The sequence below is a fragment of the Bradyrhizobium sp. DN3 genome (assembly GCF_041357655.1).
In the GTDB taxonomy this organism is placed as follows: domain Bacteria; phylum Pseudomonadota; class Alphaproteobacteria; order Rhizobiales; family Xanthobacteraceae; genus Bradyrhizobium.
In genome coordinates, this window is sequence record NZ_JAULLN010000030.1 from 1 (window position 1) to 24,553 (window position 24,553).

The following is a 24,553-nucleotide window of genomic DNA, read 5'->3' on the forward strand; positions in this document are numbered from 1 at the left end:
CGTCCACCGCAAGCCCGGCTCTGCGATCATCACGACACATGATCGCCCCTCAAGGATGAGCCGGGATGGGCGACACATACGCCAATTCCGAATTTCGGTAAAGCGGAATATTTTCGCGAGCTAGGATTGACAGAGGAGCGACACAGCAAAATCCCGTAGCCCGGATGGCGCCACGTCGAACGCAGCGGCGCTCAGGCCGACATCGCTCCCTTGCGCCCGAACGGATCGAGCAGACGGACGATCTCGCAGGCGGCGACGAGACCGACGAGCCAGGCGGCACTGGTCAGCCCAAGGCACGTCACGATGACTGCGGTGAAGGCTCCCTCTCCGCCCAGGAACGGCGTCGCGGCGAGCAGCGCGAGCTCATAGGCCGCATAGGCGGCGACGAGCGTGACGGCCAGCGGCGTGCGGCCCTGCGGCAGCATACGCAGCACCGCGGACGAAATGGCGGTCGACAGCAGCGCGGCCGCGCCGATCGCAAAACCCCAGGCGACGGTGCTGCCGTCGACGGGATAATGCAGCGCGCCGAAGCCGATGGTCTGGTTGACGAGCCAGGAGCCGGTGACGACGAGCAGCGCCGGGCGTAGCGGCAGCATCGCCGCCGCGACGACGGCAAAGGCCGCGAACGGTGTTGCACAGGCGAGCGCGAAGCTTGCGAGCGCGCATGACGCCGTCAGCAGCGCAAAGCAGAACATCGGCGCAAGGCGCGGCGTCACCGGATGAAGCAGCAGGCGATCGGCGTGAGACGGCTGGATGCTGAGAGCCATAAGTGATCTCCTTCTATTCGAATTCTAGACCATTTGGGGACGTGTGACAGCCCCATCGACGTCAGAACGTGGCGCCGGCCTTGAGCAGATAGCTGCGGCCGGGCAGCGGATAGGCGCTGAAGCGACCGTCGGTAAAGGTGCTTGCGACTGCATAGTCGTAGTAGAGCGCGTTCAGCAAATTGTTGACGCTGAGCGACCAGAAGTACCGCTCATATCGACCACTGAGCTTGAAGTCGATCGTGCCATTGGCAGGAATCGGCTTCTGAGTTCCGGCCTGGTCGTTGTCCATGCGACGCTCGCTCCAGAACCGCGCGGTGGCATCGAGCACGACATAGTTCTGCCAGATGTTCCAGGTGACACCCGCACTCGCGGTGTAGCGCGAGACCAGCGGCACGTCATTGCCGGCCCAGACGCCTTCGCGGAAGACAGCCCTCGTATAAGCCGTGCCGGCGCGCAAGAGCAGAGCGTCATTGACGCGATAGGAGACACTGGTCTCCGAGCCGAAACGGCGGGTCGGATCGAGATTGGTGTTGTAGAACAGGATTGGATTGAAATGGATCTCGTTAGCGAGGTCCATCAGATAGAGACTGCTCTGCATCTGAAGACCGCCTCCCTTGATACGCAGCCCAGCCTCGACATCCTGCGAGGTCTGGGTCTTGAGCTGGAACGTTTGCGGCAGCGGATTGAAGAAGGGGTCGAATGAGGGTCCCGACGACACCCGCTCGTCGACGTCAGGCGTGCGAAACGCCCGCGCGGCGCGGCCGAACAGCGAGACCATGTCGTTGAGGCGATGCTCGGCACCGAGGTGCAGCGCATATTGGGTCTCGTCGCTCCTGAGCGGGAGCGCGCCGATGTCGGCGTTGAACGGAGCCGTCGGATCAAAATTGTCGCGTGCCGACAGACTGATGGTCTGCACCCGCGCGCCATAGGAAACGTCGGTCGTGGGCGTCACACCCAATGTGTGCTGAAAATAGCCCGCAACGGTCTGCTGCCTGAGGTCGTAATTGTGCCAGGCGGCGAGACCCTGGCCGGCGCCGCGGTTCTGCTGAAAGCTCGCATCGTAATAGTCGATGCCGGTCAAGAGCTGGGACGGCATTCCGAACAGAAGGCTCTTCACGCTGAGCCGCGGCGTGATCGACCATGTCGTCAGATCGGCCTCGACATAGGTCGAGGTGAACAAGGCGGGCGCCGGCGTCGGACTGGAGAAGAATGCACTCTGCTGCCTCTTGTCGCGCATGCCGCCGTCGACGATGAGATCGACGCCGTTCACCAGGGTTTTTGTGAAGCCCGCTGTCGCGCCAATACCTTGCTGGTTAGCATAGTTGAAGGGCGTGCTGGTCCCCTTCCGGTTAGTCGCGAGCTCGTCGAGGCCGATCGAGGGATCGACGGTGCGGCCCCCCGGCAGTCGCAGTTCCTGATTGTCGCTGGTCACGGTCAGGAAAGCAGTCAACCCCGGCGTCGTGTAGTTCAGATTGCCGATACCGTTCTCCTGGGAATAGCGATTGTTGTCGCGATAGCCATCGGTCTTGACGGTATTGCCGTAAAACGAGGTCGACCACGGACCGGAATTGAGCGATGTCGAGACGTTGCCGAGCCTGGTGTTGAACTAGCCGAAGCCGGCCTCGATGCGCGCGGCCATGGGCGGTCCGCCGACGCCGTTCTTGGTGGCGATGTTGATGACGCCGCCGACCGCATTGTCCCCATAGAGCACCGCACCGGAATTGCCGCGCGTGATCTCGATACGCTCGATGGAATTGAGCGGGATGGTAGCAAGGTCCACCTGCGCCATGTCGATGTCGTTCAGCCGTCGTCCGTTGACCAGCACCAGCGTGTTGGCGGTTGCGAACGCGCCGAAGCCGCGCAGGTCGACACTGGTCTTGGCGCCGATCGGACCGCCATAGAACGTCGTGATCTGGGCGCCCGGTACTTGCGTCGAGATGATCTCGGCAAGCGTCTGCGACGGCGCATGGGCGATGTCGGCGGCCGTGATGACGCTCGTGGCGGCGCCGACGATGCCTCCATTGTTGCTGGCCGCCTCGCCGCCAGAGCCGGACGAGCCGGTCCGTGTCGGCGCGCCGTTCGGCATCGCCCGGCGCCTCCCCGTGTCGCCATCGCTGGTCGCCCTGGCACGCGTGCGGTTCTGATCGTCGGGCCTGGTCACTTCGACCGGTGGCAACTGCTCGGCGGCAGTCTGGGCGCGGGCGCCCCTCATATTGAAGACAACAACGGGAATGATGAAGCTGGACGCCAGCCAGGCCGTGCGACGGCACCGGACGGCGGCGGAAACGGAAGACATGCGAATAAAACCTCGGCAGGACGTCAGTGGCACGTCACAGCGAACGAGGTTTCACGACGGAGCGATCAATCGCTCCGGTGAAGCTAATGTCTGTACTCCCCGACCGACATCTTCGCGTGTGACCACGGCTGACGGCAGGTCTCCTGGCTCGCGGGTCGTGACCTCTCCGTCGCCTTCCCAGGACCGAGATTCCCAGTGGCATAGGACGAGAGATTCGCCGCTTACAGTTGCGGGGGCAGCCATGGCATTGAGAAGATCCCAGCGTTGGGAAAATCTCGCACCACGTTCCCTTTTGATCTCCGTGAGGAGAACCGTCGTGGATCTTTTACGAGTCGTGCAGCCCGGGAGTCAATCGGCTGGTTGCATCTGGCAGCGACAACTCGCCGCTACCGGTGCGTCCCGCAAGCAGAGGCCCAGCAGCTACGTCCGCCCTCGCGGGCGCTGGGCCTGCGCCCAAGCGACGGCGACGTCGCGTGGCGGAACATCGATGCGCTTGATCGGCGTTAGTTCGCCGGAGGCAGAGACGATCGCTGTCTCCTCGCGGCGGCAGCGCGAACACACGAAACGGACCTCACGCGGGAATGCCGACCAGCTTGAACGTTTGACGTTGGCAGCCATCGGCCAAGCGTCGCAATGCGAGCACGACACCAGGAGCCGGCCGGGATCGAGCATACCCATTCAATCGGACTCCACGTCTTGCCCGCTTCCTTCAATGATTGATCCAAGTGAATCGTTCCGGTGCCTGGGCACCGCCGACGGCCTCCTGTCTTTTGGCGCGTCGTCAGCGACTTTGGGTGCGTCGCTCCCGACCTTCGCACGCATCAAGAACTCAGCGAGCCCCCTTGAGGGTGCAGGAGGTCGTGCAGGTGACCGTGGTGCCGTGATCGCATGACTTGCAGGCGCTGACGCACTGGTTCATGTCGCGAGGATTGTAGCTGTAGTTTCGCATCGGGCAGGTCGACGTCGAGCCGGTGATGTCCTGCTCCTGATCGCAGGCCGCCGTCATGAGCGCGAATATGATCACTGCAACGAGGCGCATGGGATTGCCCGTCAAACATGGCAAGTGACACTCGCGAGGCGCGCTGCATCGCAACGAGCCCCGGCCTTCCCACCGCGAGCCATCGCCAATCAGCGACGCCCGCATGCGTCTGAGAATGCGCGCCAAATGTTAAGAACGGATTGCAGTCGGCCTCAAGCAGCAGCGCTGGTCGCGATCGCCTGCCGCATATCCACTGCCAGCTGGCGGTACTGCTCGGCGAGCTTCAGATAGAACTCGCGCTTGGTGCTGTCGGTGGCGAGCTTGGCGATCAGCTCGCACTCGGCGGAGAGCGTCTCGAACCGTTCGAGCCTGTCCTCAAGGTGTGTCATCGGCGTGTCCCCATCTGACGCCTCAGGGACGTCGAGCCTAAGCCCGGGAAATAGGTCACGGCGAACATCGTTATGGAGTAGAATCGTTTTTTCCGGTCGGCGACGCCGGACGGCAGGCACCGCTATTTTTGCTCCAGCCGCCAGGCGCCGTCCCAACCCACGTCCGGCGGGTTGACCTCGAACTGCGCGATGCGGCCGAGCAGCGTACGCGAGGGACCGTCGCCGGGGACCGCTTCGAGCGCGGCGTTGAACGCGGCGCGGGCATCGTCGAAATGCCCGGCGCGATAGGCGTCGAGACCTTCGGCATAGAGCGTGCGCAGGCGCGCTTGCGCATCGGTGAGTGCGCCGGCCCTGCCCATCACCTCGAAAACAGCTTGCGGTGCGCGCTGCCCCGCGACCGCGAGCCGATCGATCTCACGCAGTTCGAGCTGTGGCCGATCGCATCCGCCGTTGCTTGCGAGATCAGGATGCGGGTGCCGTAGGCCTTGTTGGCGGCCTCCAGCCGCGAGGCGAGGTTCACGGCGTCACCCATCACGGTAAAGCTCATCATCAGCTCGGAGCCGATGCTGCCGGTCAGGACCTCGCCGGTGGCGATGCCGATGCGCAGATCGCACGGCGCCGGCATGGCGCGGATGCCGAGCAGATCCGGCAGCTGCTTCTGGAGCGCGGGCACCTGATCGGCCATCTCGATGGCGGCAAGGCCGGCGAGCATCGCCTGCTCGTCCTCCTCGATGAAGGGCGGGCCCCAATAAGACATGATGGCATCGCCGATATATTTGTCGATGATGCCGCGATTGCTGCGGATGGGGCCGGACATCACCGTGAAATAGTGGTTCATCACCTTGACGAGACCGCGCGGGGTCACGCCCTCGCTCATCGAGGTGAAGCCGCTCATGTCGCAGAACATGATGGTCATGACCCGGCGCTGGCCGTCGATGGCGACCTCCGGCCGGTCAATCAGGCCCTGCACCACCTTCGGGTCGATGTAGCGGCCGAAGGTCTCACGGATGCGCTCGTTGTGCCGGAGCTGCTCGATCATGCGGTTGAAGGCCGCGGCAAGCTCGCCGATCTCATCCTGGGTGGAGACGGTAATGGGCTTGTCGAACCGGCCCGCCTCGACCTCGCGGGTGCCGGCGAGCAGCAGCCGCACCGGGCGCGTGATGCCGCTACTCACCAGGAGCGCAAAGGCAAATCCAACGATCGCTGCGAGCAAGGTCACGATGCCCGATACGATGATCGCCTGGTGCTGGTGGCTGATCACCTGCGACGTGCTGAAGAAAACCTGCGTCAGCATGTCGGCGCGGATCGCATCGATCTTCTGATTGAACTGGTCGCGCAGCACGTCGATGTGCTCCAGCGTGCCGCGGGCCTCCGCCATCTGTCTGGCATCGACCTGCTTGGCCAGCTTTGCGTGGTCCTCGGTCAGATCGCGGCGCAGCTCAGTGACGGCGGTCTCGATGCGGAGCTCGATCCGCGCCAGGGCAGCATTGTCGGACGGTGTCCTGGGATCGTTGATGATGGCGTTGATGAGCGTGCGTGCGCTCTCGGCCTCCTCCTCGATCCTGCGGTCGGTCTGCTCGAACTCGCGCACGCGCGCCGCATAGGCCTCCTCGTCCGACGGCGACTGCATCTTGGTCATGACCATGCGCCGCAGCGCCAGCGCACGCTCCAGCGAGCGGATGTTGGCGCGCGCCAGATGGCTGTAGGCCGGGATGTAGCGGTTGGTCAGCTCGTCCAGGAGGACGCCGACCTTGCTCGACATCACCATCGACAGGATCGAGGTGACCAGCATCAGGACGATCAATCCGAGGGCGATACCGACGATCTTGCGCCGGATCGACTGGTTGAAAATCGGCATAGGTGCAGGGCAAAGGCTGAAAGGATGAAGCGAGGGAACTCAATACACCGGATTTAGCCATGGGAACACGCGCAATTCGCCTTTCTGACGCCGTGAGCCGTACGCAACCGTCGCGCGAGCCCCAATCGTTAACAAAGGTTAAACACGCTGCCTTTTCCGCTATTTCGGAAGTTCCCGAGTTCCCCATCCGTATTTTGCCGCATTGTTGCGAGAGCGTGAGGAATGCGAAACGATGTCATGACATCGTTTGGTGTCGTCTCTTGATTCTCAAGCCGCATGTCGTCGCGGACCTTGGTTTGTAGTGGTTTCGCAGGGGGACCATGGAATGAACCAGTGCCTACGCTCGCTCGCGTGTGTCGTTGCCGTGGCCACAATGGCCCTCCTTCCCACCGAGTTGGCGGCGAAGAGCAATCATAAATCATCCGCGCCGAAGAAGACGCATGAGGCGAAAGCCGGCAAGCAGCGCCATGCCTCCGCCGGCAAAGCGCGGCACGGCAAGCACGCCGAGGCCAAACGCAAGCCGAAGAAAGCGGTCGACGAGCCCTCGGACAAGCCGGCACCGCCGCCGCTGACCGGCGATCTCGCCGCGCTGAAGGATGCGATCGACCTCGCGCGCAAGGGCAAGACCGAGGATGCGGGCGCCGCGCGCGACCGCATCACCGATCCCGCCGGACAGAAGCTTGCGGACTGGTTCATGCTGCGCCACTCCGAGAGCACGGCGAATTTCAAGCGCTACGCCGCCTTCCTCGCCGCCAATCCGGACTGGCCGAGCAGCGCCCTGCTCCGCCGCCGCGCCGAGGCACGGCTGTGGCAGGAGAAGAGCGACGCGGCCATTGTGCACAAATTCACCATGGACCGGCCGACCAGTGCCAAGGGCAAGTTCGCGCTGGCCCGCGTACTGCTCACTGAAGGCGAGACCGACAGGGCTGCGCGTCTCGTGCGCGAGGCCTGGCGCACGGACGAATTGTCCGAGCGGAGCGAAGAAGACTCCTACGCGGCGTTCAGCGATCTTCTATCCGCTGACGATCACCGCGCGCGCATGGACAAGCGCCTCGGCGCCAAGGACTATGCAGGCGCACGGCGCGCGGCCAAACGTCTCGGCGAGGATGCGCTCGCGATCGTGAAGGCCTGCGCCGCCGTCACCGGCAAGGCGAGCAAGGCCAAGGACTATCTCGAGGACGTCTCGACCGAGGCGCGGCGCGATCTCGGCTATGTGCTGTGCCGCGCCCAGTGGCATCTTCAGAACGACCGCATCGACGACGCAGCCGAGGTGATCCTCGCCGCCCGGCCCGACACGATGGCCGCGCAGGACACCGATGCCTGGTGGCGCGAGCGCCGCCTGCTGGCGCGCAAGCTGCTCGACCAGGGCAAGTTCAAGACCGCCTATGACGTGGTGCGCACGGCCGCGGTGCCGGAAAAGGAAGTCTACCGGGTCGACTACCACTTCATGTGCGGCTGGATCGCGCTGCGCTATCTCGACGATCCCAAGACGGCGCTAGTGCACTTCGCCGCGATCGACGCAGGCTCGGCCAATCCGATCGCGCTGTCGCGCGCCCATTACTGGCGCGGCCGCGCCGCCGAGGCGATGGGTGCTACAGCCGACGCGCGCATGAGCTATCGGGCAGCGGCGCGCTATCAGACCGCCTATTACGGTCAGCTCGCCCGCGCAAAGCTCGGCCTGGACCGGATCGAACTGCGCGCGCCCTCGCCCGTGCTGGCCGCCGCCGACACGCAGTTGGCGGACGAGCGCGTGCGCGCAGCCAACATGCTCTACGATATCGGCGAGCGCGACGTTGTGCTCTATTATGCCGAGGATTTTGCCAAGGAGAGCACCGACGCCGCGGCGCTCGAAGCGCTCGCCGCGCTCGCCGGACAGCGCAACGATGCACGCGTGATGCTGGAGGTCGGCAAGTCGGCCCTGGCGCGCGGGCTCGCGCTCGACCACTATGCCTTTCCCACCATCGGCATTCCCGAGCACAAGCAGGTCGCACCCGCGATCGAGACCAGCGTGATCTATTCGGTGGCGCGCACCGAAAGCTCGTTCGACCAGCGCGACAAGTCGCCTGCCAATGCAGTCGGGCTGATGCAGGTGACCCCGGAAGCGGGCCGCGACACCGCCAAACGCTTCGGCCTTACCTATGACTGGGACAGGATGGTCTCAGATCCCGTCTACAACACCCAGATGGGCGCGGCCGAGCTCAGCGCGCTCTTGTCGGAATATCGTGGCAACCAGATCATGACCTTCGCCGGCTACAATGCCGGCCGCGGCCGCGTGCGCGAATGGGTGCAGGCGCGTGGCGATCCCAGAGATCCCAAGGTCGATCCGGTCGACTGGGTGGAGCGCATCCCGCTGTCGGAGACGCGCAACTACGTCCAGCGCGTGATCGAGAACGTCCTTGTCTACCGTGCGCGGTTCGAAGACAGCAGCATGATCGCCGGCAAGAGCGACCAGCGCGTCGTCACTCACGAGGTCAGCGCAACCGCACCCGTGGCGGCCGCAGCACCCGCTCCCTAGTCAACGCCGCCGGGGCTGGACGTGGCGCCTGCGGGGTCACGGTGCTGCGGCTTCCACGCGCGTATAGTCGCGCAGCCAGGTGTCACCTCCTTCCATCGATCAGATCGCCACCGCCCAAATATGCGCCGGTCAACGCTCTTGCGAAGGCCCAGGCGTGTATCGTGCAGCTCCAGCACGAGACGGCACTCAGGACCGCCAACGTCTCGATCATGTTGCCAGCGGCGAGCTCGACGTTACCCGCGGCCGGTTCCGTGCGCCCGGGCATCGACCATTGCATGAAGTACGTGACGAGTTCGCCGCGCCGGTAGCAATCGGTGTCACAGTAGCAGCGCTGTGTCCGCACATGCCTGACATAGCCGGTCCCGATTGACCGCGAGCATGCGCTGCACGTGGCGGCGCGCAACGGGGGCTCGTGATTGACCACCACGAATTTCATGAAGCCGCCCTCACGCGATCTTTCGCGAGCGCCTCGCAGAACAACGCGTAACACTGATAGTCGCAGTAAGGCAGACGGGTCGCGATCTCGCGGAGATAGCTGCCGCCGATCGGCTCGCAGCACTGCATGCACCAGGTCTTCCGGAACGGGGTCCGGCCGTTCACCAGTACGAACGCGAATCTCATGTGGCACCTCCCAAAGCGAAGCAGTAAACGCTGTCCATCGGAGACAGTGCGGGCGGTGGAGCGCAAAGATGGTTTCGGCCGTCCGGATTATCCCTGTTTCGCTCCACTTTTTGCGGTGGGATCAGAATGAATCTCCCGTCCTCCCTGCGCCGTGCATAGAGCCGGCCGTCGATGTACTTGATGTCGGTCGGATAGCAGTCCGCGTTGCTGCAGCAACTGAGGCTCGGATTATCCGGCATGTGCCAGGTCGAATAGAATTTTTCGTGCAGCGCCTGGTCCTGGGGTGGGTGCTGGCGATGAACGGTGCCATGTCCCGTCTCCTGCGCCTGGGCCGTCGCAGCGGCGCCGAGGAGAACCATCGCGCACAAGAGCTTGCATGAACGGATCAACGCACGGGCTCCCGGATTAGATATCAGCTCTCCAATTCAGCCCTCACGCGACCTGCGCCCGAAACAGCCACCGGCGGTCGCGTTCGCGGCGTGTGCGGAAGCGATCAACGCATTTCTTGGAGCAGAGCGCAGTGCGCCAGGAATAGTAGCGGATCAGACCAAACTTGCCGCCACACACCGCACAGCCCTTGATTGAAGAGCAACGTTCGGACTCGGATAGGCGACGCTCAGGAAGTTGCGACGTATCGCACATTGTTCTCTCCCTCTTTCGGTTGCTTGCGCTCTTGCCTATTGGTTTCCTTCGAATTCACGCGGGTCGTGAGTTGCGGAGACCGCGGCTGCGTGTCGATAAATGCAGCTGCCTCGTAGCTGGTCGCCTGCCTGTCGGTGAAAGCGTCCGGGGCTATATGCTTCAGACCCGGTTCTCGTGCGAACACTGCGATTGGCTGGTCGACACTCCCGATTGGCCGTGAGACTAGTCCCCCCAGAACAAGACGCTCAATTGTACGGAGGTAATTGGCCGACATGACTAGGAATGGAGGAGCTATACTTAGGTTTGTCCCGTAGTCGCCCGGGACTCTCGCGATGGCTCATGCTCAACGAGACGGCGAACGATGTAGGAGCTGCACGGCGACCGTGAAAAACTTGCCTGGCACGACGTGCTTGATGCGCTGCGGCGAACAGGGCGGCGAGCAGCCAATTCCAAGGCCAATGTCGCAGTCGCCATCCGACTTTGGCCGGAATTGCTCCTCCGGCGGCAACGTGCTCTACTTGTGTTCACGCAGAGAGCGCCGGGAGCGTCTGCGATGAAGCCGGGCCGGGCAGCCACGTTCGGGAAGTCAGCCGCGCAATTCCTCGCCGGCTGTGTCAGGCAAGTTGTCACCCCCAAGCCGCGCACTGAGACCGGTGACGCCGGTCTGCTGGAGGCGGTCAAGCAGTGGCAGCAAGTCTTCGAGCACAACCCGGTCATGTATTTCATGGTCGACCCGAGCGGAACCGTGATCAACGTGAACACGTTCGGCGCGGCGCAGTTGGGCTATACGGCCGCCGAGTTGATCGGCCGATCGGTGCTGGATGTCTTTTTCGAGGAAGACCGCGACTTCGTCCGCGCGTGTGTCGCACTGTGCCTTGAGACCATCGATCAGTCGCACACCTGGGAGATTCGGAAGGTTCGCAAGGACGGCTCGGTGCTATGGGTGCGCGAGAACGCCAAGACCATGCTGCGGGCCAATGGCGGGCCAATCGTGCTGGTCGCCTGCGAGAACATCACCGAGCGCAAGGAAGCGGAGAATGCGCTGCGACAGAGCGAAGCTTACCTCGCCCAGGCGCAGGAATTGAGCCACACCGGCAGTTTCGGCTGGAGGGCCGCAACCGGCGAGATCACCTGGTCCAAGGAGACCTATCGCATCTTCCAATGCGACGAAGGGACCAAGCCAGAGATCCCGTTCATGCTCCAGCGGATCCATCCGGAGGACCGGCTCGCAGTGCAGAAGACCACGGGCCGGGCGGCGCGCGAGGGGAAAGACTACGATCACGAATACCGGCTGGTGATGCCCGACGGTTCCATCAAGTACGTCCGAGCGGTCGCCCGGGCGACGCGAGATGCCAGCGGTCACGTGGAGTTCGTGGGATCGGTGACCGACATCACGGCGACCAAGGAGGCAGAACGCAGGCTTCGTGACAGCGAGCAGCGCTTTCGCGACTATGCCGAAACCGCCTCCGACTGGTTCTGGGAGACGGGGCCAGACCATCGCGTCACCCAAGTATCGGAACATTCAGATACCGTCACCGCCCCCGCCGGCCTGATCGGGCTCACGCGCTGGGACATTGCTCCGGACTCCGATCTCGAGCCCGAAAAATGGCGACAACATCGGGCGGCGCTCGACGCCCACATCCCGTTCCGCGATCTCGTGTACCGCAGCAAGGACCGCAACGGACACCCGATCTATGTCCGGACCAGCGGCAAGCCATTTTTCGACGCCAACGGGGCCTTTCTGGGTTATCGGGGCGTCTGCACCGACGTGACCGCGGCCATCCGGGCCGATCAGGCCGAAGATGCGCTGCGCAAGGCTCAAGCCGAGCTCGCCCATGTCACGCGCGTCACGACACTGGGTGAGCTGACCGCTTCAATCGCCCACGAAATCAACCAGCCGCTCGCCGCGGTGATCGCCAACGCCGACGCTTGCGTCGCCTGGCTGCAGCGCAGTCCGCCCGATCTCAAGGCGGCGCGCCGCTCGGTGGAGTGGATCATCGAGGACGGCAAGCGTGCCAGCGACGTGATCCGTCACGTTCGGGCGCTCGCCAAGCGCTCCGAAATCGAGATGGCTCCGCTCGACGTCAGCGTGGTCGTGCGCGAGGCTGTCGCGCTCGTTCAGCGTGAGATGGCCAGCCATGCCGTGTCGGTTCGAATGGAGCTGTCGTCGGCACTGCCCAGGATCTTTGGCGATCGAATTCAATTGCAGCAGGTCCTGATCAACCTGATCAAGAACGGGATCGAGGCCATGGAAGGCATCGATGATCGCCCGCGCGAGCTGGCGATCCGTTCAGCGGCCGACGACGATGGCGCGGTGCTGGTGAGCGTCTCCGACGGCGGCGCCGGTATCAGCGAACAGGCAATGGACCGCCTGTTCATGCCGTTCTTCACCACGAAGTCCTCCGGCATGGGCATGGGCCTGTCGATCTGCCGCTCCATTATCGAGGCGCATGGCGGACGACTTTCCGCCATACCGAACCGGGAGCATGGCGCGACCTTTCAGATCACGCTGCCACTCCATCGAGAGGACGCATCGTGACCGAGCGCGCGGGGCCTTCGCCGACCAAGGAGGACGGCGACCAGCCAATCGTCTTCATCGTCGACGACGACGCGTCCATGCGCCGTGCGCTCACTAATCTATTCGAGTCGGTCGGCCTCAAGGTCGAAGCATTCGGCTCGGCGCCGCAACTCCTGCAGGCCAAGCCGCCAGAAGTCCCCAGTTGTTTGGTGCTCGACATCCGCCTGCCCGGAACAAGCGGCCTAGAGCTGCAGACCGATCTTGCCAAGGCAAATATCCAGACGCCCATCATCTTCATCACCGGTCATGGTGATATTCCCATGACCGTTCGGGCCATGAAGAGCGGCGCGATCGACTTCCTGACCAAGCCGGTTCGCGACCAGGACATCCTGGACGCGGTCCAGGCCGCGATCGAGCGAGACCGCAAGCGCCGCGACCTCAACAAGACGGTATCGAACGTCAGATCACGCTTCGAGTCACTCAGCTCGCGGGAGCGGGACGTCTTGTCACTGGTGACGTCGGGCCTGATGAACAAGCAAGTGGCCGCCCAGCTCGGTTTGGCGGAAATCACCGTCAAGATCTATCGCGGCCAGATCATGCGAAAAATGGGTGCGAAGTCGCTGGCCGACCTCGTGAGGATGAGCGAGGCGCTCGGGATTCGACCCAGCAAGCCCGACGTACAAACCTAAGTATGAGTTTCCAATGGTGGCTGGCAGGTCCACCTTGCACGTTTAGGTATGGCCGTGGCGACGGCAAGCGCAATCCCGAGCGAGGAGCGGACGTCTTGTCAGTGGCTTCGGTCATTTCGGTGCTTGATGATGATCCCTATGTGCGGGCCGCAATCAACAATCTCTTGGAATCCCGCGGATACATTGTCCACACATTCGCCTCCGCCGAGGAGTTTTTGCGGTCGACCGATTCGACCGACACTTCGTGCGTGATCGCGGACGTGCAGATGCCGTCGGTCACTGGAATCGATCTGCTGACGCAGATGCGCGCCCAGGGGTCGGCGACGCCATTCATCTTCATCACCGCTTTCCCGGATGAGAGCGTGCGTGTGCGTGCGCTTAAAGCCGGGGCAAGTTGTTTCCTCGGTAAGCCCTTCGCCGCCTCGGATCTGATGCAATGCCTGGAGGTGGCGCTGGCAGAAGGTGGCGAAACCGTGAAGTGATTGTCCGGCGGTCAGCGAAGGCGACACGCTGACACCAGCACCGCCGCCTCAATCCACCTTGATGTTGGCCGCCTTGATGATCGGCCACCATTTTGCGATCTCGGCCTTCTGGCGGGTGCCGAGCGCTTCTGGCGTGAGCTGATCTTTGGGCGTCATCTCCAGGCCCTGGCTTTCGAGTTGCTTCCTCACTCCAGGATCGTTCAGCGCTTCCACGGCCGCCGCATTGAGCTTGGTCACGATCTCCTTCGGCGTCCCTTTCGGCACCCACATGCCCGACCACAGCGTCATGTTGAAACCCTTGAGACCCGCCTCCGCCGCGGTTGGAATCTCCGGCGCCGACGGCAGGCGCTTGTCGTCGGTGATGGCGAAGGCGCGAATGGTGCCGGCGCGGACCTGGTTGATGGAGTTGGAGGTCTGGTCGACGATGAGGTCGATCTGGCCGGCGATGAGATCGTTGAGGGCGGGCGCGGTGCCGCGATACGGCACGTATTGCAGCTTGATGCCGGAGACGCTCTCGAAATAGACGCCGGCGATGTGGCTGCCGGAGCCCGCGCCGGCGGTGCCTGCTGTGGGCGGCGACGGCCGCGACTTTAGCCACTCAATGAACTCTTTCAGCGAGGTCGCGGGCACCGCGTTCTTGCTGACAATGATCATCGGATTGCTCGGCAACAGCACCACCGGCTCGAGGTCGGCGACGAGGTCGTATTTGAGCTTGTAGACGGCACCGTTGGCGACGTGGGTGCCGAGATGGCCGAATGAGATGGTGTAGCCGTCCGGCGGTGACTGCACGGCGCGGCCGACGCCGATCAAGCCGCCCGCGCCGGTGACGTTCTCGATCACCACGGGCTGGCCAAGCGACACCCGCATGCGTTCCGCAAGCACCCGCGCCATTGCATCCGACGGCCCGCCGGCCGCGAATGGCACGATGATTGTGATGGGACGCGTGGGATAATCGTCGGCGCGCGCGGCGCCTGCAACAGCGAGAATAGCAATCAGCGCAGCCCAAGCGGCCTTCATGGTCCTCTCCCCAGCAATGTCTTTATTATTTTGGCCCTCTGCCCGCGTACGGGAAGAGGGATCAATCGTGGCGTATTGCCGCGCTAATCTAAAGCGCGATGAGATTAGGATGAATCGTCATCGCGCTCTAGGTTATCGTTTGAGCATGATCTTTTCGGAAAACCGCTGCACACTTTTCCGGATCATACTCTAGAACTGCGTGTAATCGATCGGCTTGTGGCGATCGAGCGTACGGGTGACCGGCGGCAGTGGATATTTCAGGCCGGTCGCACAGTTGAACAGCATCACGCGGTCGGTCTTGCTGACGCGGCCGTCGGCGAGGCTCTGTTTGTAGGCGGCGTAGGTGGCGGCGCCCTCGGGGCACAACAGCAGCCCCTCCTCGCGCGCAACCTCGCTGAGAGCCGACGAGATCTTGTCGTCGTCGACCGCGACGGCAAAACCCTTGCTCTGCCGCACCGCGCGCAGGATCAGGAAATCGCCGATCGCCTGCGGAACACGAATGCCGGAAGCGATGGTGTGCGCATCCTCCCAGCGCGTCGCATGCTCGGTGCCCTCGTCATAGGCCCGCACCATCGGCGCGCAGCCCGAGGCCTGCACCGCGACCATGCGCGGACGCTTGGGGCCGATGAAGCCGATCTTCTCGAGCTCGTCGAACGCCTTCCACATGCCGATCAGGCCGGTACCGCCGCCGGTCGGATAGAAGATCACGTCTGGCACGTCCCAGCCGAGCTGCTCGGCGAGCTCGAGACCCATCGTCTTCTTGCCCTCGATGCGGTACGGCTCCTTCAGCGTCGACGTGTCGAACCAGCCGACTTTTGCTTTCCCCTCGCCGACGATCTTGCCGCAATCGTCGATATAGCCGTTGACGCGATAGACGGTCGCGCCCTGGAGCTCGATCTCGCTGACATTCACTTCCGGTGTGTCGGCCGGGCAGAAGATCGTAGTCTTGATGCCGCACGACGTCGCATAGGCCGCGAGCGCCGCGCCGGCGTTGCCGTTGGTCGGCATCGCCATGTGCTTGATGCCGAGCGCCTTGCCCATCGACACCGCCATCACGAGGCCGCGCGCCTTGAACGAGCCGGTCGGCAGCCGCCCTTCGTCCTTCACGATGATCTCGCCGCCGCCGAGTTTGGCGCCGAGCTTCGGCAGCCGGATCAGCGGCGTCGTGACTTCGCCGAGGGAGACGATGTCCTTGCATTTGCGCACCGGCAACAACTCGCGGTAGCGCCACATGTCGGCGGGGCGCTGGGCCAAAGCGTCCTTGGTCAGCGCCTTCTTCACCCCGGTGAGGTCGTAGCGCACCAGGAGCGGCTTGCCGGCCTTGGAGAGGTTGTGGACCTGGTCGGCCGCGTAATGATCGCCCTCCATCGCGCATTCGAGATGCGTGACGAAGGTCGGACGTTCGATGGTCAGGTTGTCGTTGTCGTGCATGGGTTGGTTTCCTTCTTATTCTGAGAACAGCTCTCTTTTTCCGTCATTGCGAGCGCAGCGAAGCAATCCAGAGTCTTTCCGCGGAGACAGTCTGGATTGCTTCGCTTCGCTCGCAATGACGGAAGCGGTCAAATATTCAGCACCCGTCCATAAGCATCCAGCACGGATTCCTTCATCATCTCCGACAGCGTCGGATGCGGGAACACCGTGTGCATCAGTTCTTCTTCCGTGGTCTCCAGATTCATGGCGACGACATAGCCCTGGATCAGTTCGGTGACTTCAGCGCCGACCATGTGAGCGCCGAGAAGCTGGCCGGTCTTCTTGTCGAAGATCACCTTGACCAGCCCCTGGTCCTCGCCGAGCGCGATCGCCTTGCCGTTGCCGACGAAGGGGAAGCGGCCGACGCGGATCTCGCGGCCATTCTCCTTGGCCTTGGCTTCGGTGAGACCGACCGAGGCGACCTGCGGATGACAATAGGTGCAGCCCGGGATCATGTTCTTGTCCATGGGGTGCGGATTGAGGCCCTTGATCGCCTCGACGCAGATCACACCCTCATGCTCGGCCTTGTGCGCGAGCATCGGGGGACCGGCGACGTCGCCGATGGCGTAGATCCCGGGGACATTGGTCTTGCCGTGGCCGTCGGCCACGATGATGCCGCGGTCGGTTTTGACCCCCAACTTCTCCAGGCCGAGATTCTCGATGTTGCCGACCACGCCGACCGCCGAGATCACCCGCTCGAACTCAGTTGTGACAGGCTTGCCCTTGCCGTCGTCGATGGTGGCGACGACGCTGTCGGCCTTCTTCTCGAGTTTTGTGACTTTGGTCGAGGACATGATTTTCATGCCCATCTTCTCAAAGCGTTTCCGCGCGAGCCCTGCGATCTCCGCGTCCTCCACGGGGAGGATCTGCGGCAGCACCTCGACCACGGTGACGTCAGAGCCCATGGTGTGGAAGAAGGACGCGAACTCGATGCCGATCGCGCCGGAGCCGACCACCAGCAGCGACTTCGGAATCCGGTCCGGCACCATCGCCTCGAAATAGGTCCAGACCAGCTTCTGGTCGGGCTCGAGCCCCGGCAGAACGCGCGGTCGCGCGCCGGTCGCGATGATGATGTGCTTGGCCTGGTAGGTCCCCTCGCCCAGCGAGCCCTTCGGCGCCTCGGCATCGGACTTTTTCACGGTGACCTTGCCGGGTGCGTCGATCGAGGCCGCGCCCCAGATCACACTGACCTTGTTCTTCTTCATCAGGAAGCCGACGCCCGTGTTCAGCTGCTTCGAGACGCCACGCGAGCGCTGCACCACGGCCTTCGGATCAAACGACACCTTCTCCGCCGACAGGCCGTAATCCTTGGCGTGCTGCATGTAGTGGTAGATCTCGGCTGAACGCAGCAGCGCCTTGGTCGGGATGCAGCCCCAGTTCAGGCAGATACCGCCAAGATACGACTTCTCGACGATCGCCGTCTTGAAGCCGAGCTGGGCGGCGCGGATCGCGGTGACATAGCCGCCGGGACCGGAGCCGATGATGATGACGTCGAAGGATGTATCGGCCATAGCGGCTCCCGTTCAACTCAAGAAGCGCCGCGGGCGCGGCGCTTGAAGACAACAAACCTGACCAGCCATTCGATGATCCCGACCAGGACCAGAATGGCCAGCGCGCTCAACACAATGGGTTGAGCGATGTTTCGCGACAGTTGCTCTCCCGACAGGAAGGCGGATTGAAGAAAATCAAGCCCGATCGGATTGAGCGCGACAACGGCTCCGAGCAGCAGCGATATCCATGGCCAGCGGGTACGGACATGCAAGGTTGCCCCCTCTGCCGCCGCGTCAGACCATCATCATGACGGGATTTTCGATCAGCTGCTTGAACGCACCGATCAGCTCGGCGCCGAGCGCGCCGTCGATGGCGCGGTGATCGCAGGACAAGGTCACGCTCATCATGTTCGCGACCTCGATTTTGCCGCCGCGCACGACGGGACGCTCTTCGCTGGTGCCCACGGCCAGAATGGTCGCGTGCGGCGGATTGATCACGGCGGTGAAGTGGCTGATGCCGTACATGCCGAGGTTGGAGACGGCCGTGGTGCCGCCCTGGTATTCCTCAGGCTTCAGCTTGCGCGAGCGGGCGCGCGCGGCAAAATCCTTCATCTCGTTGGAGATGGTGGAGAGCGTCTTGGTCTCCGCCTTGCGGATGATCGGCGTGATCAGGCCGCCCGGCATCGCCACGGCAACACCGACGTCGGAATGGTGGTGCTTGACCATGCCGCTTTCGGTCCAGCTGACGTTGCAGTTCGGGATTTTCTGCAGCGCCACCGCCATTGCCTTGATGACGAAGTCGTTGACCGAGATCTTGTAGAGCGGCTTCTTCTCCTTGTCCTTGGGAGCAGCCGCATTGATCTCCTCGCGCGCGACCAGCAGCTTGCCGATGTCGCAGTCGATGGTGAGATAGAAGTGCGGGACGTTCTGGATCGACGCGGTCAGGCGCTGCGCGATGGTGCGGCGCATGCCGTCATGCGGGACGATGTCGTAGGTATCAGGCTCGAACAGCGACAGGATCTGCTTGTCCGACATGGTCGGCGCGATCGCTGGCGCCCCGGACGGCGCCGCCGCGGGCGCCTTGAGGCCCTTGCCGGACTTGGCCTGCTCGACGTCGCGCGCGACCACGCGGCCGTGCGGGCCGGTGCCCGTGACCATCGCAACGTCGATGCCGGCTTCCTTGGCGATACGGCGCGCCAGCGGCGATGAGAACACGCGGCCGCCATGGCCGTTGCCGTGCGCCGCGGGAGCTGCAGCCTGCGCCGCCGGTGCGGCGGCAGGTGCCGGCGCCGCCTTCGGTGCGGCCGGAGCAGGTGCCGGTGCCGGCGCAGCAGCAGGTGACTCAGCGGCCTTGGGCGGTGCAGCCGAGGCGGTCGGCTTCGCGGCGCCCGCGGCCTTCACGTCCTCGCCCTCGCCGGCCAGCACCGCGATCACGTCGTTGACCGGGACGTCCTGCGTGCCTTCGGGCACCAGGATCTTGGCGATCGTGCCCTCGTCGATCGCCTCGACCTCCATGGTCGCCTTGTCGGTCTCGATCTCGGCGATGACGTCGCCGGATTTGACCTTGTCGCCTTCCTTCTTCAGCCACTTGGCGAGGTTGCCCTTCTCCATTGTCGGCGAGAGAGCGGGCATCAGGATGTTGATGGGCATGCTGACCTCACGAAGAACTTCTCAAAACGTCGCCTTCGACAGCGAAGACGAACAGACCAGGTTTAGTTGCCGATGTCGCCCTGCCACAGGCGCTCATTGGCGGGATTGGAACGCCACGTCTTCATCATGGTGATGGAGCGGTCGTCGGCAAGATCGATCCAGGGGATGCCGAACTTGTCGAGGATGTCCTTGGACCCTGGGAAGGTGACGGATTCTCCGATCACCACCAGCTTGACCTTGAACAGCGCCAGCGCGCCGGCGCACATCGAGCAGGGCGACAGCGTGGTGTACATGACGGTGTCGTGGAACGTGATCGCGCCGGCCTCGCGCAGGCAGCTCATCTCGCCGTGCAGGATCACATTGTTCTCCTGCACGCGGTTGTTGTGGCCACGGGCGATGATCTTGTTGTCGCGCGTCAGCACCGCGCCGATTGGCAGACCACCTTGCGCGATCGAGGCTTCCGCCTCGCGGATCGCCTCCAGCATGAAATCGTAGTGATAGGATTCGATCGCCACGTCAGTGCCCCTTGCCGCGCGGCGTCGTCGTGCCGGTGTCGGTGGGACGTTCGATCTCGGCCTGGAACATGTCCAGGATCCGGTTCAAGGCGTCCTCCTCGGTGTACTCGCTCTCGCGCGCATAGGCGCGCGCGGCGTGGCGGGCGAGATCGACGAGCAGCAGGCCCCACATGTCGGGCTCCTCGAAGGCGCGCTGGAACGCCATCGACAGCCCGCCGTCCAGCACGAACACGCGCAGGATCTCGACCGCGTCCTCGCGGGTCATGACGTCGGGCGGCAGTGGCTGCTCCTTCGGGCCCGCCATGGTCTACCTGTAGCAGACGGCTTTGGCGGCCTCGACGACTTCCGCCGCCGAGGGCAGCGCGAGCTTCTCCAGGTTCGCGGCATAAGGCATCGGCACGTCCTTGCCGGAGACGCGCGTAACCGGCGCGTCGAGATAATCGAAGGCGTTCTCCATGATGCGCGCGGCGATCTCGGCGCCGACGCCGCTCTGGGCCCAGCCCTCCTCCACCGTCACCGCACGGCCCGTCTTCTTGACCGAGTTGATGATGGTCTCGGTGTCCATCGGTCGCAGCGTGCGCAGGTCGATCACCTCAGCCTCGATGCCGTCCTTGGCGAGCTCGTCGGCGGCCTTCAGCGCATAGGTCATGCCGTTCGACCAGGAGATGATGGTGACGTGGCTGCCGGAGCGCACGATGCGCGCCTTGCCGATCGGAATCACGAAATCGTCGAGCTTGGGCACTTGGCCGGTGTGACCGTAGAGCACCTCGTTCTCGAGGAAGATCACCGGGTTGGGATCGCGGATCGCGGCCTTGAGCAGACCCTTGGCATCGGCCGCGGAATACGGCGCGACCACCTTGAGACCGGGAATGTGCGAGTACCAGGCCGAATAGTCTTGGCTGTGCTGGGCGGCAACGCGCGCAGCGGCACCGTTGGGCCCGCGGAACACGATCGAGCAGCCCATCTGGCCGCCGGACATGTACAGCGTCTTGGCCGCGGAGTTGATGATCTGGTCGATCGCCTGCATGGCGAAGTTGAAGGTCATGAACTCGACGATCGGCTTGAGGCCGGTCATCGCGGCACCGACGCCGACGCCGGCAAAGCCGTGCTCGGTGATCGGGGTGTCGATCACGCGCTTGGCGCCGAACTCCTGGAGCAGACCTTGGGTGACCTTGTAGGCGCCCTGATATTCGGCGACCTCTTCACCCATCACGAAGACATCGGCGTCGCGGCGCATCTCTTCGGCCATGGCATCGCGCAAGGCTTCGCGGATGGTCTGCGTCACCATCTCGGTGCCGGCAGGCACCTCCGGATCGGGCTCGGCCACGGCCTGCGGCGCGGCTGGCGCGGCCTTGGGCTGAGGCGCTTCGGCCTTTGCAGCGGCGGGCGGAGCGGACTCCGCAGCCTTCTCCTGCTTGGCCGGTGCGGGTGCTTTCGCGAGATCGGCGGCGCTCTCGCCGTCGGCGAGGATGGTCGCGATCGGCGTGTTGACCGCGACGTCAGCGGTGCCCTCGGGGATCAGGATCTTGCCGAGCGTGCCCTCATCGGTCGCCTCGACCTCCATCGTCGCCTTGTCGGTCTCGATCTCGGCGATGACGTCGCCCGACTTGATCGGCTCGCCCTCTTTCTTCAGCCATTTGGCGAGGTTGCCCTTCTCCATCGTGGGCGACAACGCGGGCATCAGCACTTGAATTGGCATATCGACTCCAAAAGAAAGCTTGCGCGCGTTCAGCGATAAACGTCGGTCCAGAGCTCGGCGGCATCCGGCTCGGGATCATGTTGGGCGAAATCGGCGGATGCGTTGACGACGTCGCGCACCTCGGCGTCGATCGCCTTCAGATCCTGCTCGGTGACCTTGGCCGCCAAGAGGCGGTTACGCACCTGCTCGATCGGGTCCTGGTCATGGCGGACCTTCTCGACCTCCTCACGCGTGCGATATTTTGCAGGATCGGACATCGAGTGGCCGCGATAGCGGTAGGTCTGCATCTCCAGGATGTAGGGACCCTTGCCGGCACGGCACCAGGCCGCCGCCTCCTCGCCCGCAGCCTTCACGGCGCGGACATCCATACCGTCGACCTGCTTGCCGGGAATGTTGAAGGACGCGCCGCGCTTGGAAAAATCCTGCTGCGCCGAGGCGCGCGAGACCGAGGTGCCCATGGCGTAGCGGTTGTTCTCGATGACAAAGATCACCGGCAGTTTCCAGAGCTCCGCCATGTTGAAGCTCTCATAGACCTGGCCCTGGTTGGCCGCACCGTCGCCGAAATAGGTGACGCTGACATTGCCGTTGCCACGATAGTGATTTGCGAAGGCGAGACCTGTGCCGAGCGAGACCTGCGCGCCGACGATGCCGTGGCCGCCGTAAAAGTGCTTCTCCTTGCTGAACATGTGCATGGAGCCGCCCTTGCCCTTGGAATAGCCGCCGCGGCGACCCGTGAGCTCGGCCATGACGCCGTTGGCCTCCATGCCGGTGGCGAGCATGTGGCCGTGATCGCGATAGCCGGTGATGACCTGATCGCCCTCTTTCAGGGCCATCTGCATGCCAACCACCACGGCCTCCTGGCCGATATAGAGGTGGCAGAAGCCACCGATTGCGCCCATGCCGTAGAGCTGGCCGGCCTTTTCCTCGAAGCGCCGGATCAGGAGCATATCGCGGAGCGCCTTGAGCTCCTGCTCCCTGGTGAATTCCGGGGGCGAACCGCCGTCGGTCTTGTCCTGTGGAGTGCTTGCGGCGGCTTTCTTGGGTGCGGCCATGGGAATTCCGGGTCAGAGAAAACTTTCGCCCTCTCTAACCCAAGTCAAACACCGTTGGAAAGCACCGCGGCGGCATGGCACGATTTTCATTATGCCGCACTGCAACGTGATCGTAATATTGGAAAATCTTTGGCGCCGATCGGGCAACAAATCGATGCAACGCTGCCGAACGCTCAGATTCGTGACCGCGTCAAGAAGCGTTGAGGCGACCGGGACCTGACATTCGGAATGGGCGGCGCCGAAACGACGCCGCCCTCTCCGCCGACCGATCAGAAGAAGCCGAGCTTCTTCGGGCTGTAGCTGACCAGGAGATTCTTGGTCTGCTGGTAGTGATCGAGCATCATCTTGTGGGTCTCGCGCCCGACGCCTGACTGCTTGTAGCCGCCGAAAGCCGCATGCGCGGGATAGGCGTGGTAGCAGTTGGTCCAGACCCGGCCGGCCTGGATCTCCCGGCCGAAGCGGTAGCAACGGTTGGCATCGCGGCTCCAGACGCCCGCCCCGAGACCGTAGAGCGTGTCGTTGGCGATCGCGAGCGCCTCCTCGTCGGTCTTGAAGGTCGTGACCGAGACCACGGGGCCGAAGATCTCCTCCTGGAAGATCCGCATCTTGTTGTGGCCCTCGAACACGGTCGGCTGCACGTAGAAGCCGCCGGCGAGATCGCCTGCGAGCTCGGCACGTCCGCCGCCGGCCAGCACCTTCGCGCCCTCCTGCTTGCCGATATCGATATAGGAGAGGATCTTGGACAGCTGCTCGCTCGAGGCCTGCGCGCCGATCATGGTGGTGGCGTCGCGCGGATCGCCCTGCTTGATCGCGGCAACGCGCTTCAGCGCCCGCTCCATGAAGCGGTCATAGATATCCGCATGCACCAGCGCCCGGCTCGGACAGGTGCAGACCTCGCCCTGGTTCAGCGCGAACATGACGAAGCCTTCGATCGCCTTGTCGAAGAAGTCGTCGTCCTCGGAAGTGACGTCCTTGAAGAAGATGTTCGGCGACTTGCCGCCGAGCTCCAGCGTGACGGGAATGAGGTTCTGGCTGGCATATTGCATGATCAGCCGGCCCGTCGTGGTCTCGCCGGTGAACGCAATCTTGGCGATGCGCGGGCTGGAGGCGAGCGGCTTACCGGCTTCCAGGCCAAATCCGTTGACGATGTTGAGGACGCCCGGCGGCAGGATGTCGGCGATGATCTCGGCCCAGACCATGATCGAGGCCGGCGTCTGCTCGGCGGGCTTGAGCACCACGCAATTGCCGGCGGCCAGCGCAGGCGCAAGCTTCCAGCAAGCCATCAGCAGCGGGAAGTTCCAGGGAATGATCTGGCCGACCACGCCGAGCGGCTCGTGGAAATGATAGGCGATGGTGTCGTGATCGATCTCGCCGATCGAGCCTTCCTGGGCGCGCACGACGCCGGCGAAGTAGCGGAAGTGATCGATGGCGAGCGGCAGGTCGGCGGCGCGGGTCTCGCGGATCGGCTTGCCATTGTCCCAGGTCTCGGCGATGGCGAGGCGCTCGAGATTCTCTTCCATGCGATCGGCGATCCGGTTCAGGATCGCGGCGCGCTCGGCGACGCTGGTGCGGCCCCACGCGGCTTTCGCCGCATGCGCCGCGTCGAGGGCCGCCTCGACGTCCTGCGCGTCGGAGCGCGCGATCTTGCAGACGACCTGGCCGGTTACCGGCGAGGCATTGTCGAAATACTTGCCCGAGATCGGCGCGACGAATTTGCCGCCGATGAAATTGTCATAGCGTTCGGCGAAGGGAACTTTGGTGACGCTGAGGAATTCCACCTTGTTCATTGATCACTCCCGATTGTTTGCTGTTCGCGCAATTCGTCGCGTGGTCGCGACTTGCGCCGACGATGATGCGGGAGGTGTTTTCTGTCAGCCCGGGCGCGAGCGATGATGGCGCCGACC

22 protein-coding genes, 2 pseudogenes and 1 riboswitch are annotated in these 24,553 nt (G+C 63.7%); of the genes and pseudogenes, 5 read left to right on the forward strand and 19 right to left on the reverse strand.

The annotated features are described in order from the left end of the window. Positions 1 to 191 precede the first annotated feature (191 nt). The 6 genes and pseudogenes from AAE027_RS32630 to AAE027_RS32655 all read right to left on the reverse strand — a co-directional run bounded on the left by AAE027_RS32630 (position 192) and on the right by AAE027_RS32655 (position 6,289). Positions 192 to 767 carry a hypothetical protein gene (locus AAE027_RS32630; protein WP_370990011.1) on the reverse strand — a complete coding sequence of 192 codons (576 nt, stop codon included), beginning with the start codon at positions 765 to 767 and terminating at the stop codon, positions 192 to 194. 61 nt (positions 768 to 828) lie between these two features. Beyond that, a pseudogene (locus AAE027_RS32635) lies at positions 829 to 2,979 on the reverse strand (TonB-dependent receptor). 200 nt (positions 2,980 to 3,179) lie between these two features. Next, positions 3,180 to 3,394, reverse strand: a riboswitch (cobalamin riboswitch). Between the two features lie 89 nt (positions 3,395 to 3,483). After that, a complete protein-coding gene (locus tag AAE027_RS32640; protein ID WP_370990012.1) occupies positions 3,484 to 3,741 on the reverse strand; it encodes a hypothetical protein in 258 nt (85 codons plus the stop codon). A 151-nt stretch (positions 3,742 to 3,892) separates the two neighbouring features. After that, positions 3,893 to 4,102, reverse strand: a complete 210-nt coding sequence (locus tag AAE027_RS32645) for a hypothetical protein (protein ID WP_091885589.1) — start codon at positions 4,100 to 4,102, stop codon at positions 3,893 to 3,895. A 152-nt stretch (positions 4,103 to 4,254) separates the two neighbouring features. Beyond that, positions 4,255 to 4,431 carry a hypothetical protein gene (locus AAE027_RS32650; protein ID WP_164934897.1) on the reverse strand — a complete coding sequence of 59 codons (177 nt, stop codon included), beginning with the start codon at positions 4,429 to 4,431 and terminating at the stop codon, positions 4,255 to 4,257. A gap of 122 nt (positions 4,432 to 4,553) precedes the next feature. After that, positions 4,554 to 6,289, reverse strand: a pseudogene (locus AAE027_RS32655) (adenylate/guanylate cyclase domain-containing protein). A gap of 325 nt (positions 6,290 to 6,614) precedes the next feature. On the opposite strand from AAE027_RS32655, the gene AAE027_RS32660 reads away from it, so the two are divergent. After that, complete coding sequence (locus tag AAE027_RS32660; protein ID WP_370990013.1) at positions 6,615 to 8,804, forward strand: transglycosylase SLT domain-containing protein; 2,190 nt, start codon at positions 6,615 to 6,617, stop codon at positions 8,802 to 8,804. Positions 8,805 to 8,886: 82 nt separating this feature from the next. Here AAE027_RS32660 and AAE027_RS32665 read toward each other — a convergent pair whose 3' ends face one another. From AAE027_RS32665 to AAE027_RS32675, 3 genes are read right to left on the reverse strand one after another with little or no spacing between them, the layout of a single operon-like run. After that, on the reverse strand, positions 8,887 to 9,240 hold the full coding sequence (locus AAE027_RS32665) for a hypothetical protein (protein WP_370990014.1): 354 nt from the start codon (positions 9,238 to 9,240) through the stop codon (positions 8,887 to 8,889). Then, complete coding sequence (locus AAE027_RS32670) at positions 9,237 to 9,425, reverse strand: hypothetical protein (protein WP_091885602.1); 189 nt, start codon at positions 9,423 to 9,425, stop codon at positions 9,237 to 9,239. Before AAE027_RS32670 ends, AAE027_RS32665 begins: the two co-directional genes overlap by 4 nt. Continuing rightward, the gene (locus AAE027_RS32675) at positions 9,422 to 9,814 is read right to left on the reverse strand and encodes a hypothetical protein (protein WP_091885606.1); all 393 of its coding nucleotides are present in this window, start codon (positions 9,812 to 9,814) and stop codon (positions 9,422 to 9,424) included. Before AAE027_RS32675 ends, AAE027_RS32670 begins: the two co-directional genes overlap by 4 nt. An 806-nt stretch (positions 9,815 to 10,620) precedes the next feature. Between AAE027_RS32675 and AAE027_RS32680 the strand changes: the two genes are divergently transcribed. From AAE027_RS32680 to AAE027_RS32690, 3 genes are all read left to right on the forward strand, one after another. After that, a complete protein-coding gene (locus tag AAE027_RS32680) occupies positions 10,621 to 12,606 on the forward strand; it encodes a PAS domain S-box protein (RefSeq protein WP_370990016.1) in 1,986 nt (661 codons plus the stop codon). Next, positions 12,603 to 13,274 carry a response regulator transcription factor gene (locus AAE027_RS32685; protein WP_370990017.1) on the forward strand — a complete coding sequence of 224 codons (672 nt, stop codon included), beginning with the start codon at positions 12,603 to 12,605 and terminating at the stop codon, positions 13,272 to 13,274. Before AAE027_RS32680 ends, AAE027_RS32685 begins: the two co-directional genes overlap by 4 nt. A 95-nt stretch (positions 13,275 to 13,369) precedes the next feature. Further along, positions 13,370 to 13,756, forward strand: coding sequence for a response regulator transcription factor (locus AAE027_RS32690; protein WP_176945503.1), 387 nt, complete (start codon positions 13,370 to 13,372; stop codon positions 13,754 to 13,756). A 48-nt stretch (positions 13,757 to 13,804) separates the two neighbouring features. On the opposite strand, the gene AAE027_RS32695 is transcribed toward AAE027_RS32690, so the two are convergent. The 9 genes from AAE027_RS32695 to pdhA all read right to left on the reverse strand — a co-directional run bounded on the left by AAE027_RS32695 (position 13,805) and on the right by pdhA (position 22,649). Continuing rightward, positions 13,805 to 14,773 carry a tripartite tricarboxylate transporter substrate binding protein BugD gene (locus tag AAE027_RS32695; protein ID WP_370990019.1) on the reverse strand — a complete coding sequence of 323 codons (969 nt, stop codon included), beginning with the start codon at positions 14,771 to 14,773 and terminating at the stop codon, positions 13,805 to 13,807. Positions 14,774 to 14,962: 189 nt separating this feature from the next. Further along, positions 14,963 to 16,204 (reverse strand): threonine synthase, encoded by a 1,242-nt coding sequence (locus tag AAE027_RS32700; protein ID WP_370990021.1) that lies wholly within the window; start codon positions 16,202 to 16,204, stop codon positions 14,963 to 14,965. Positions 16,205 to 16,332: 128 nt separating this feature from the next. Next, positions 16,333 to 17,754, reverse strand: coding sequence for a dihydrolipoyl dehydrogenase (gene lpdA, locus AAE027_RS32705; protein WP_370990022.1), 1,422 nt, complete (start codon positions 17,752 to 17,754; stop codon positions 16,333 to 16,335). A gap of 17 nt (positions 17,755 to 17,771) precedes the next feature. Further along, positions 17,772 to 18,005, reverse strand: a complete 234-nt coding sequence (locus tag AAE027_RS32710; protein ID WP_128933544.1) for a hypothetical protein — start codon at positions 18,003 to 18,005, stop codon at positions 17,772 to 17,774. A 22-nt stretch (positions 18,006 to 18,027) separates the two neighbouring features. Beyond that, a complete protein-coding gene (locus AAE027_RS32715; protein WP_370990023.1) occupies positions 18,028 to 19,383 on the reverse strand; it encodes a pyruvate dehydrogenase complex dihydrolipoamide acetyltransferase in 1,356 nt (451 codons plus the stop codon). A gap of 62 nt (positions 19,384 to 19,445) precedes the next feature. Next, complete coding sequence (locus AAE027_RS32720) at positions 19,446 to 19,898, reverse strand: nucleoside deaminase (protein WP_128933542.1); 453 nt, start codon at positions 19,896 to 19,898, stop codon at positions 19,446 to 19,448. A gap of 1 nt (position 19,899) precedes the next feature. Beyond that, positions 19,900 to 20,202: a DUF5076 domain-containing protein gene (locus tag AAE027_RS32725; RefSeq protein ID WP_027559362.1), complete on the reverse strand. Its 303-nt coding sequence runs from the start codon at positions 20,200 to 20,202 to the stop codon at positions 19,900 to 19,902. 3 nt (positions 20,203 to 20,205) lie between these two features. Beyond that, a complete protein-coding gene (locus tag AAE027_RS32730) occupies positions 20,206 to 21,597 on the reverse strand; it encodes a pyruvate dehydrogenase complex E1 component subunit beta (protein WP_091885648.1) in 1,392 nt (463 codons plus the stop codon). A gap of 29 nt (positions 21,598 to 21,626) precedes the next feature. After that, a complete protein-coding gene (pdhA, locus tag AAE027_RS32735; RefSeq protein ID WP_091885651.1) occupies positions 21,627 to 22,649 on the reverse strand; it encodes a pyruvate dehydrogenase (acetyl-transferring) E1 component subunit alpha in 1,023 nt (340 codons plus the stop codon). A gap of 54 nt (positions 22,650 to 22,703) precedes the next feature. Here pdhA and AAE027_RS32740 point away from each other — a divergent pair, with 54 nt between their 5' ends. Next, entirely contained in the window at positions 22,704 to 22,853 is a 150-nt protein-coding gene (locus AAE027_RS32740; RefSeq protein WP_164934894.1) for a hypothetical protein, read from the forward strand. A gap of 65 nt (positions 22,854 to 22,918) precedes the next feature. Here AAE027_RS32740 and adh read toward each other — a convergent pair whose 3' ends face one another. After that, positions 22,919 to 24,436 (reverse strand): aldehyde dehydrogenase, encoded by a 1,518-nt coding sequence (adh, locus tag AAE027_RS32745; RefSeq protein ID WP_370990024.1) that lies wholly within the window; start codon positions 24,434 to 24,436, stop codon positions 22,919 to 22,921. Between the last annotated feature and the right edge of the window lie 117 nt (positions 24,437 to 24,553).

Excerpts from the sequence above, each read along its gene's own strand:
- AAE027_RS32630 (WP_370990011.1), bottom strand. The coding sequence starts at position 767 with ATGGCTCTCAGCATCCAGCCGTCTCACGCCGATCGCCTGCTGCTTCAT.
- AAE027_RS32640 (WP_370990012.1), bottom strand. The coding sequence starts at position 3,741 with ATGGGTATGCTCGATCCCGGCCGGCTCCTGGTGTCGTGCTCGCATTGC.
- AAE027_RS32645 (WP_091885589.1), bottom strand. The coding sequence starts at position 4,102 with ATGCGCCTCGTTGCAGTGATCATATTCGCGCTCATGACGGCGGCCTGC.
- AAE027_RS32650 (WP_164934897.1), bottom strand. The coding sequence starts at position 4,431 with ATGACACACCTTGAGGACAGGCTCGAACGGTTCGAGACGCTCTCCGCC.
- AAE027_RS32660 (WP_370990013.1), top strand. The coding sequence starts at position 6,615 with ATGAACCAGTGCCTACGCTCGCTCGCGTGTGTCGTTGCCGTGGCCACA.
- AAE027_RS32665 (WP_370990014.1), bottom strand. The coding sequence starts at position 9,240 with ATGAAATTCGTGGTGGTCAATCACGAGCCCCCGTTGCGCGCCGCCACG.
- AAE027_RS32670 (WP_091885602.1), bottom strand. The coding sequence starts at position 9,425 with ATGAGATTCGCGTTCGTACTGGTGAACGGCCGGACCCCGTTCCGGAAG.
- AAE027_RS32680 (WP_370990016.1), top strand. The coding sequence starts at position 10,621 with ATGAAGCCGGGCCGGGCAGCCACGTTCGGGAAGTCAGCCGCGCAATTC.
- AAE027_RS32695 (WP_370990019.1), bottom strand. The coding sequence starts at position 14,773 with ATGAAGGCCGCTTGGGCTGCGCTGATTGCTATTCTCGCTGTTGCAGGC.
- AAE027_RS32700 (WP_370990021.1), bottom strand. The coding sequence starts at position 16,204 with ATGCACGACAACGACAACCTGACCATCGAACGTCCGACCTTCGTCACG.
- lpdA (WP_370990022.1), bottom strand. The coding sequence starts at position 17,754 with ATGGCCGATACATCCTTCGACGTCATCATCATCGGCTCCGGTCCCGGC.
- AAE027_RS32715 (WP_370990023.1), bottom strand. The coding sequence starts at position 19,383 with ATGCCCATCAACATCCTGATGCCCGCTCTCTCGCCGACAATGGAGAAG.
- AAE027_RS32725 (WP_027559362.1), bottom strand. The coding sequence starts at position 20,202 with ATGGCGGGCCCGAAGGAGCAGCCACTGCCGCCCGACGTCATGACCCGC.
- AAE027_RS32730 (WP_091885648.1), bottom strand. The coding sequence starts at position 21,597 with ATGCCAATTCAAGTGCTGATGCCCGCGTTGTCGCCCACGATGGAGAAG.
- pdhA (WP_091885651.1), bottom strand. The coding sequence starts at position 22,649 with ATGGCCGCACCCAAGAAAGCCGCCGCAAGCACTCCACAGGACAAGACC.
- adh (WP_370990024.1), bottom strand. The coding sequence starts at position 24,436 with ATGAACAAGGTGGAATTCCTCAGCGTCACCAAAGTTCCCTTCGCCGAA.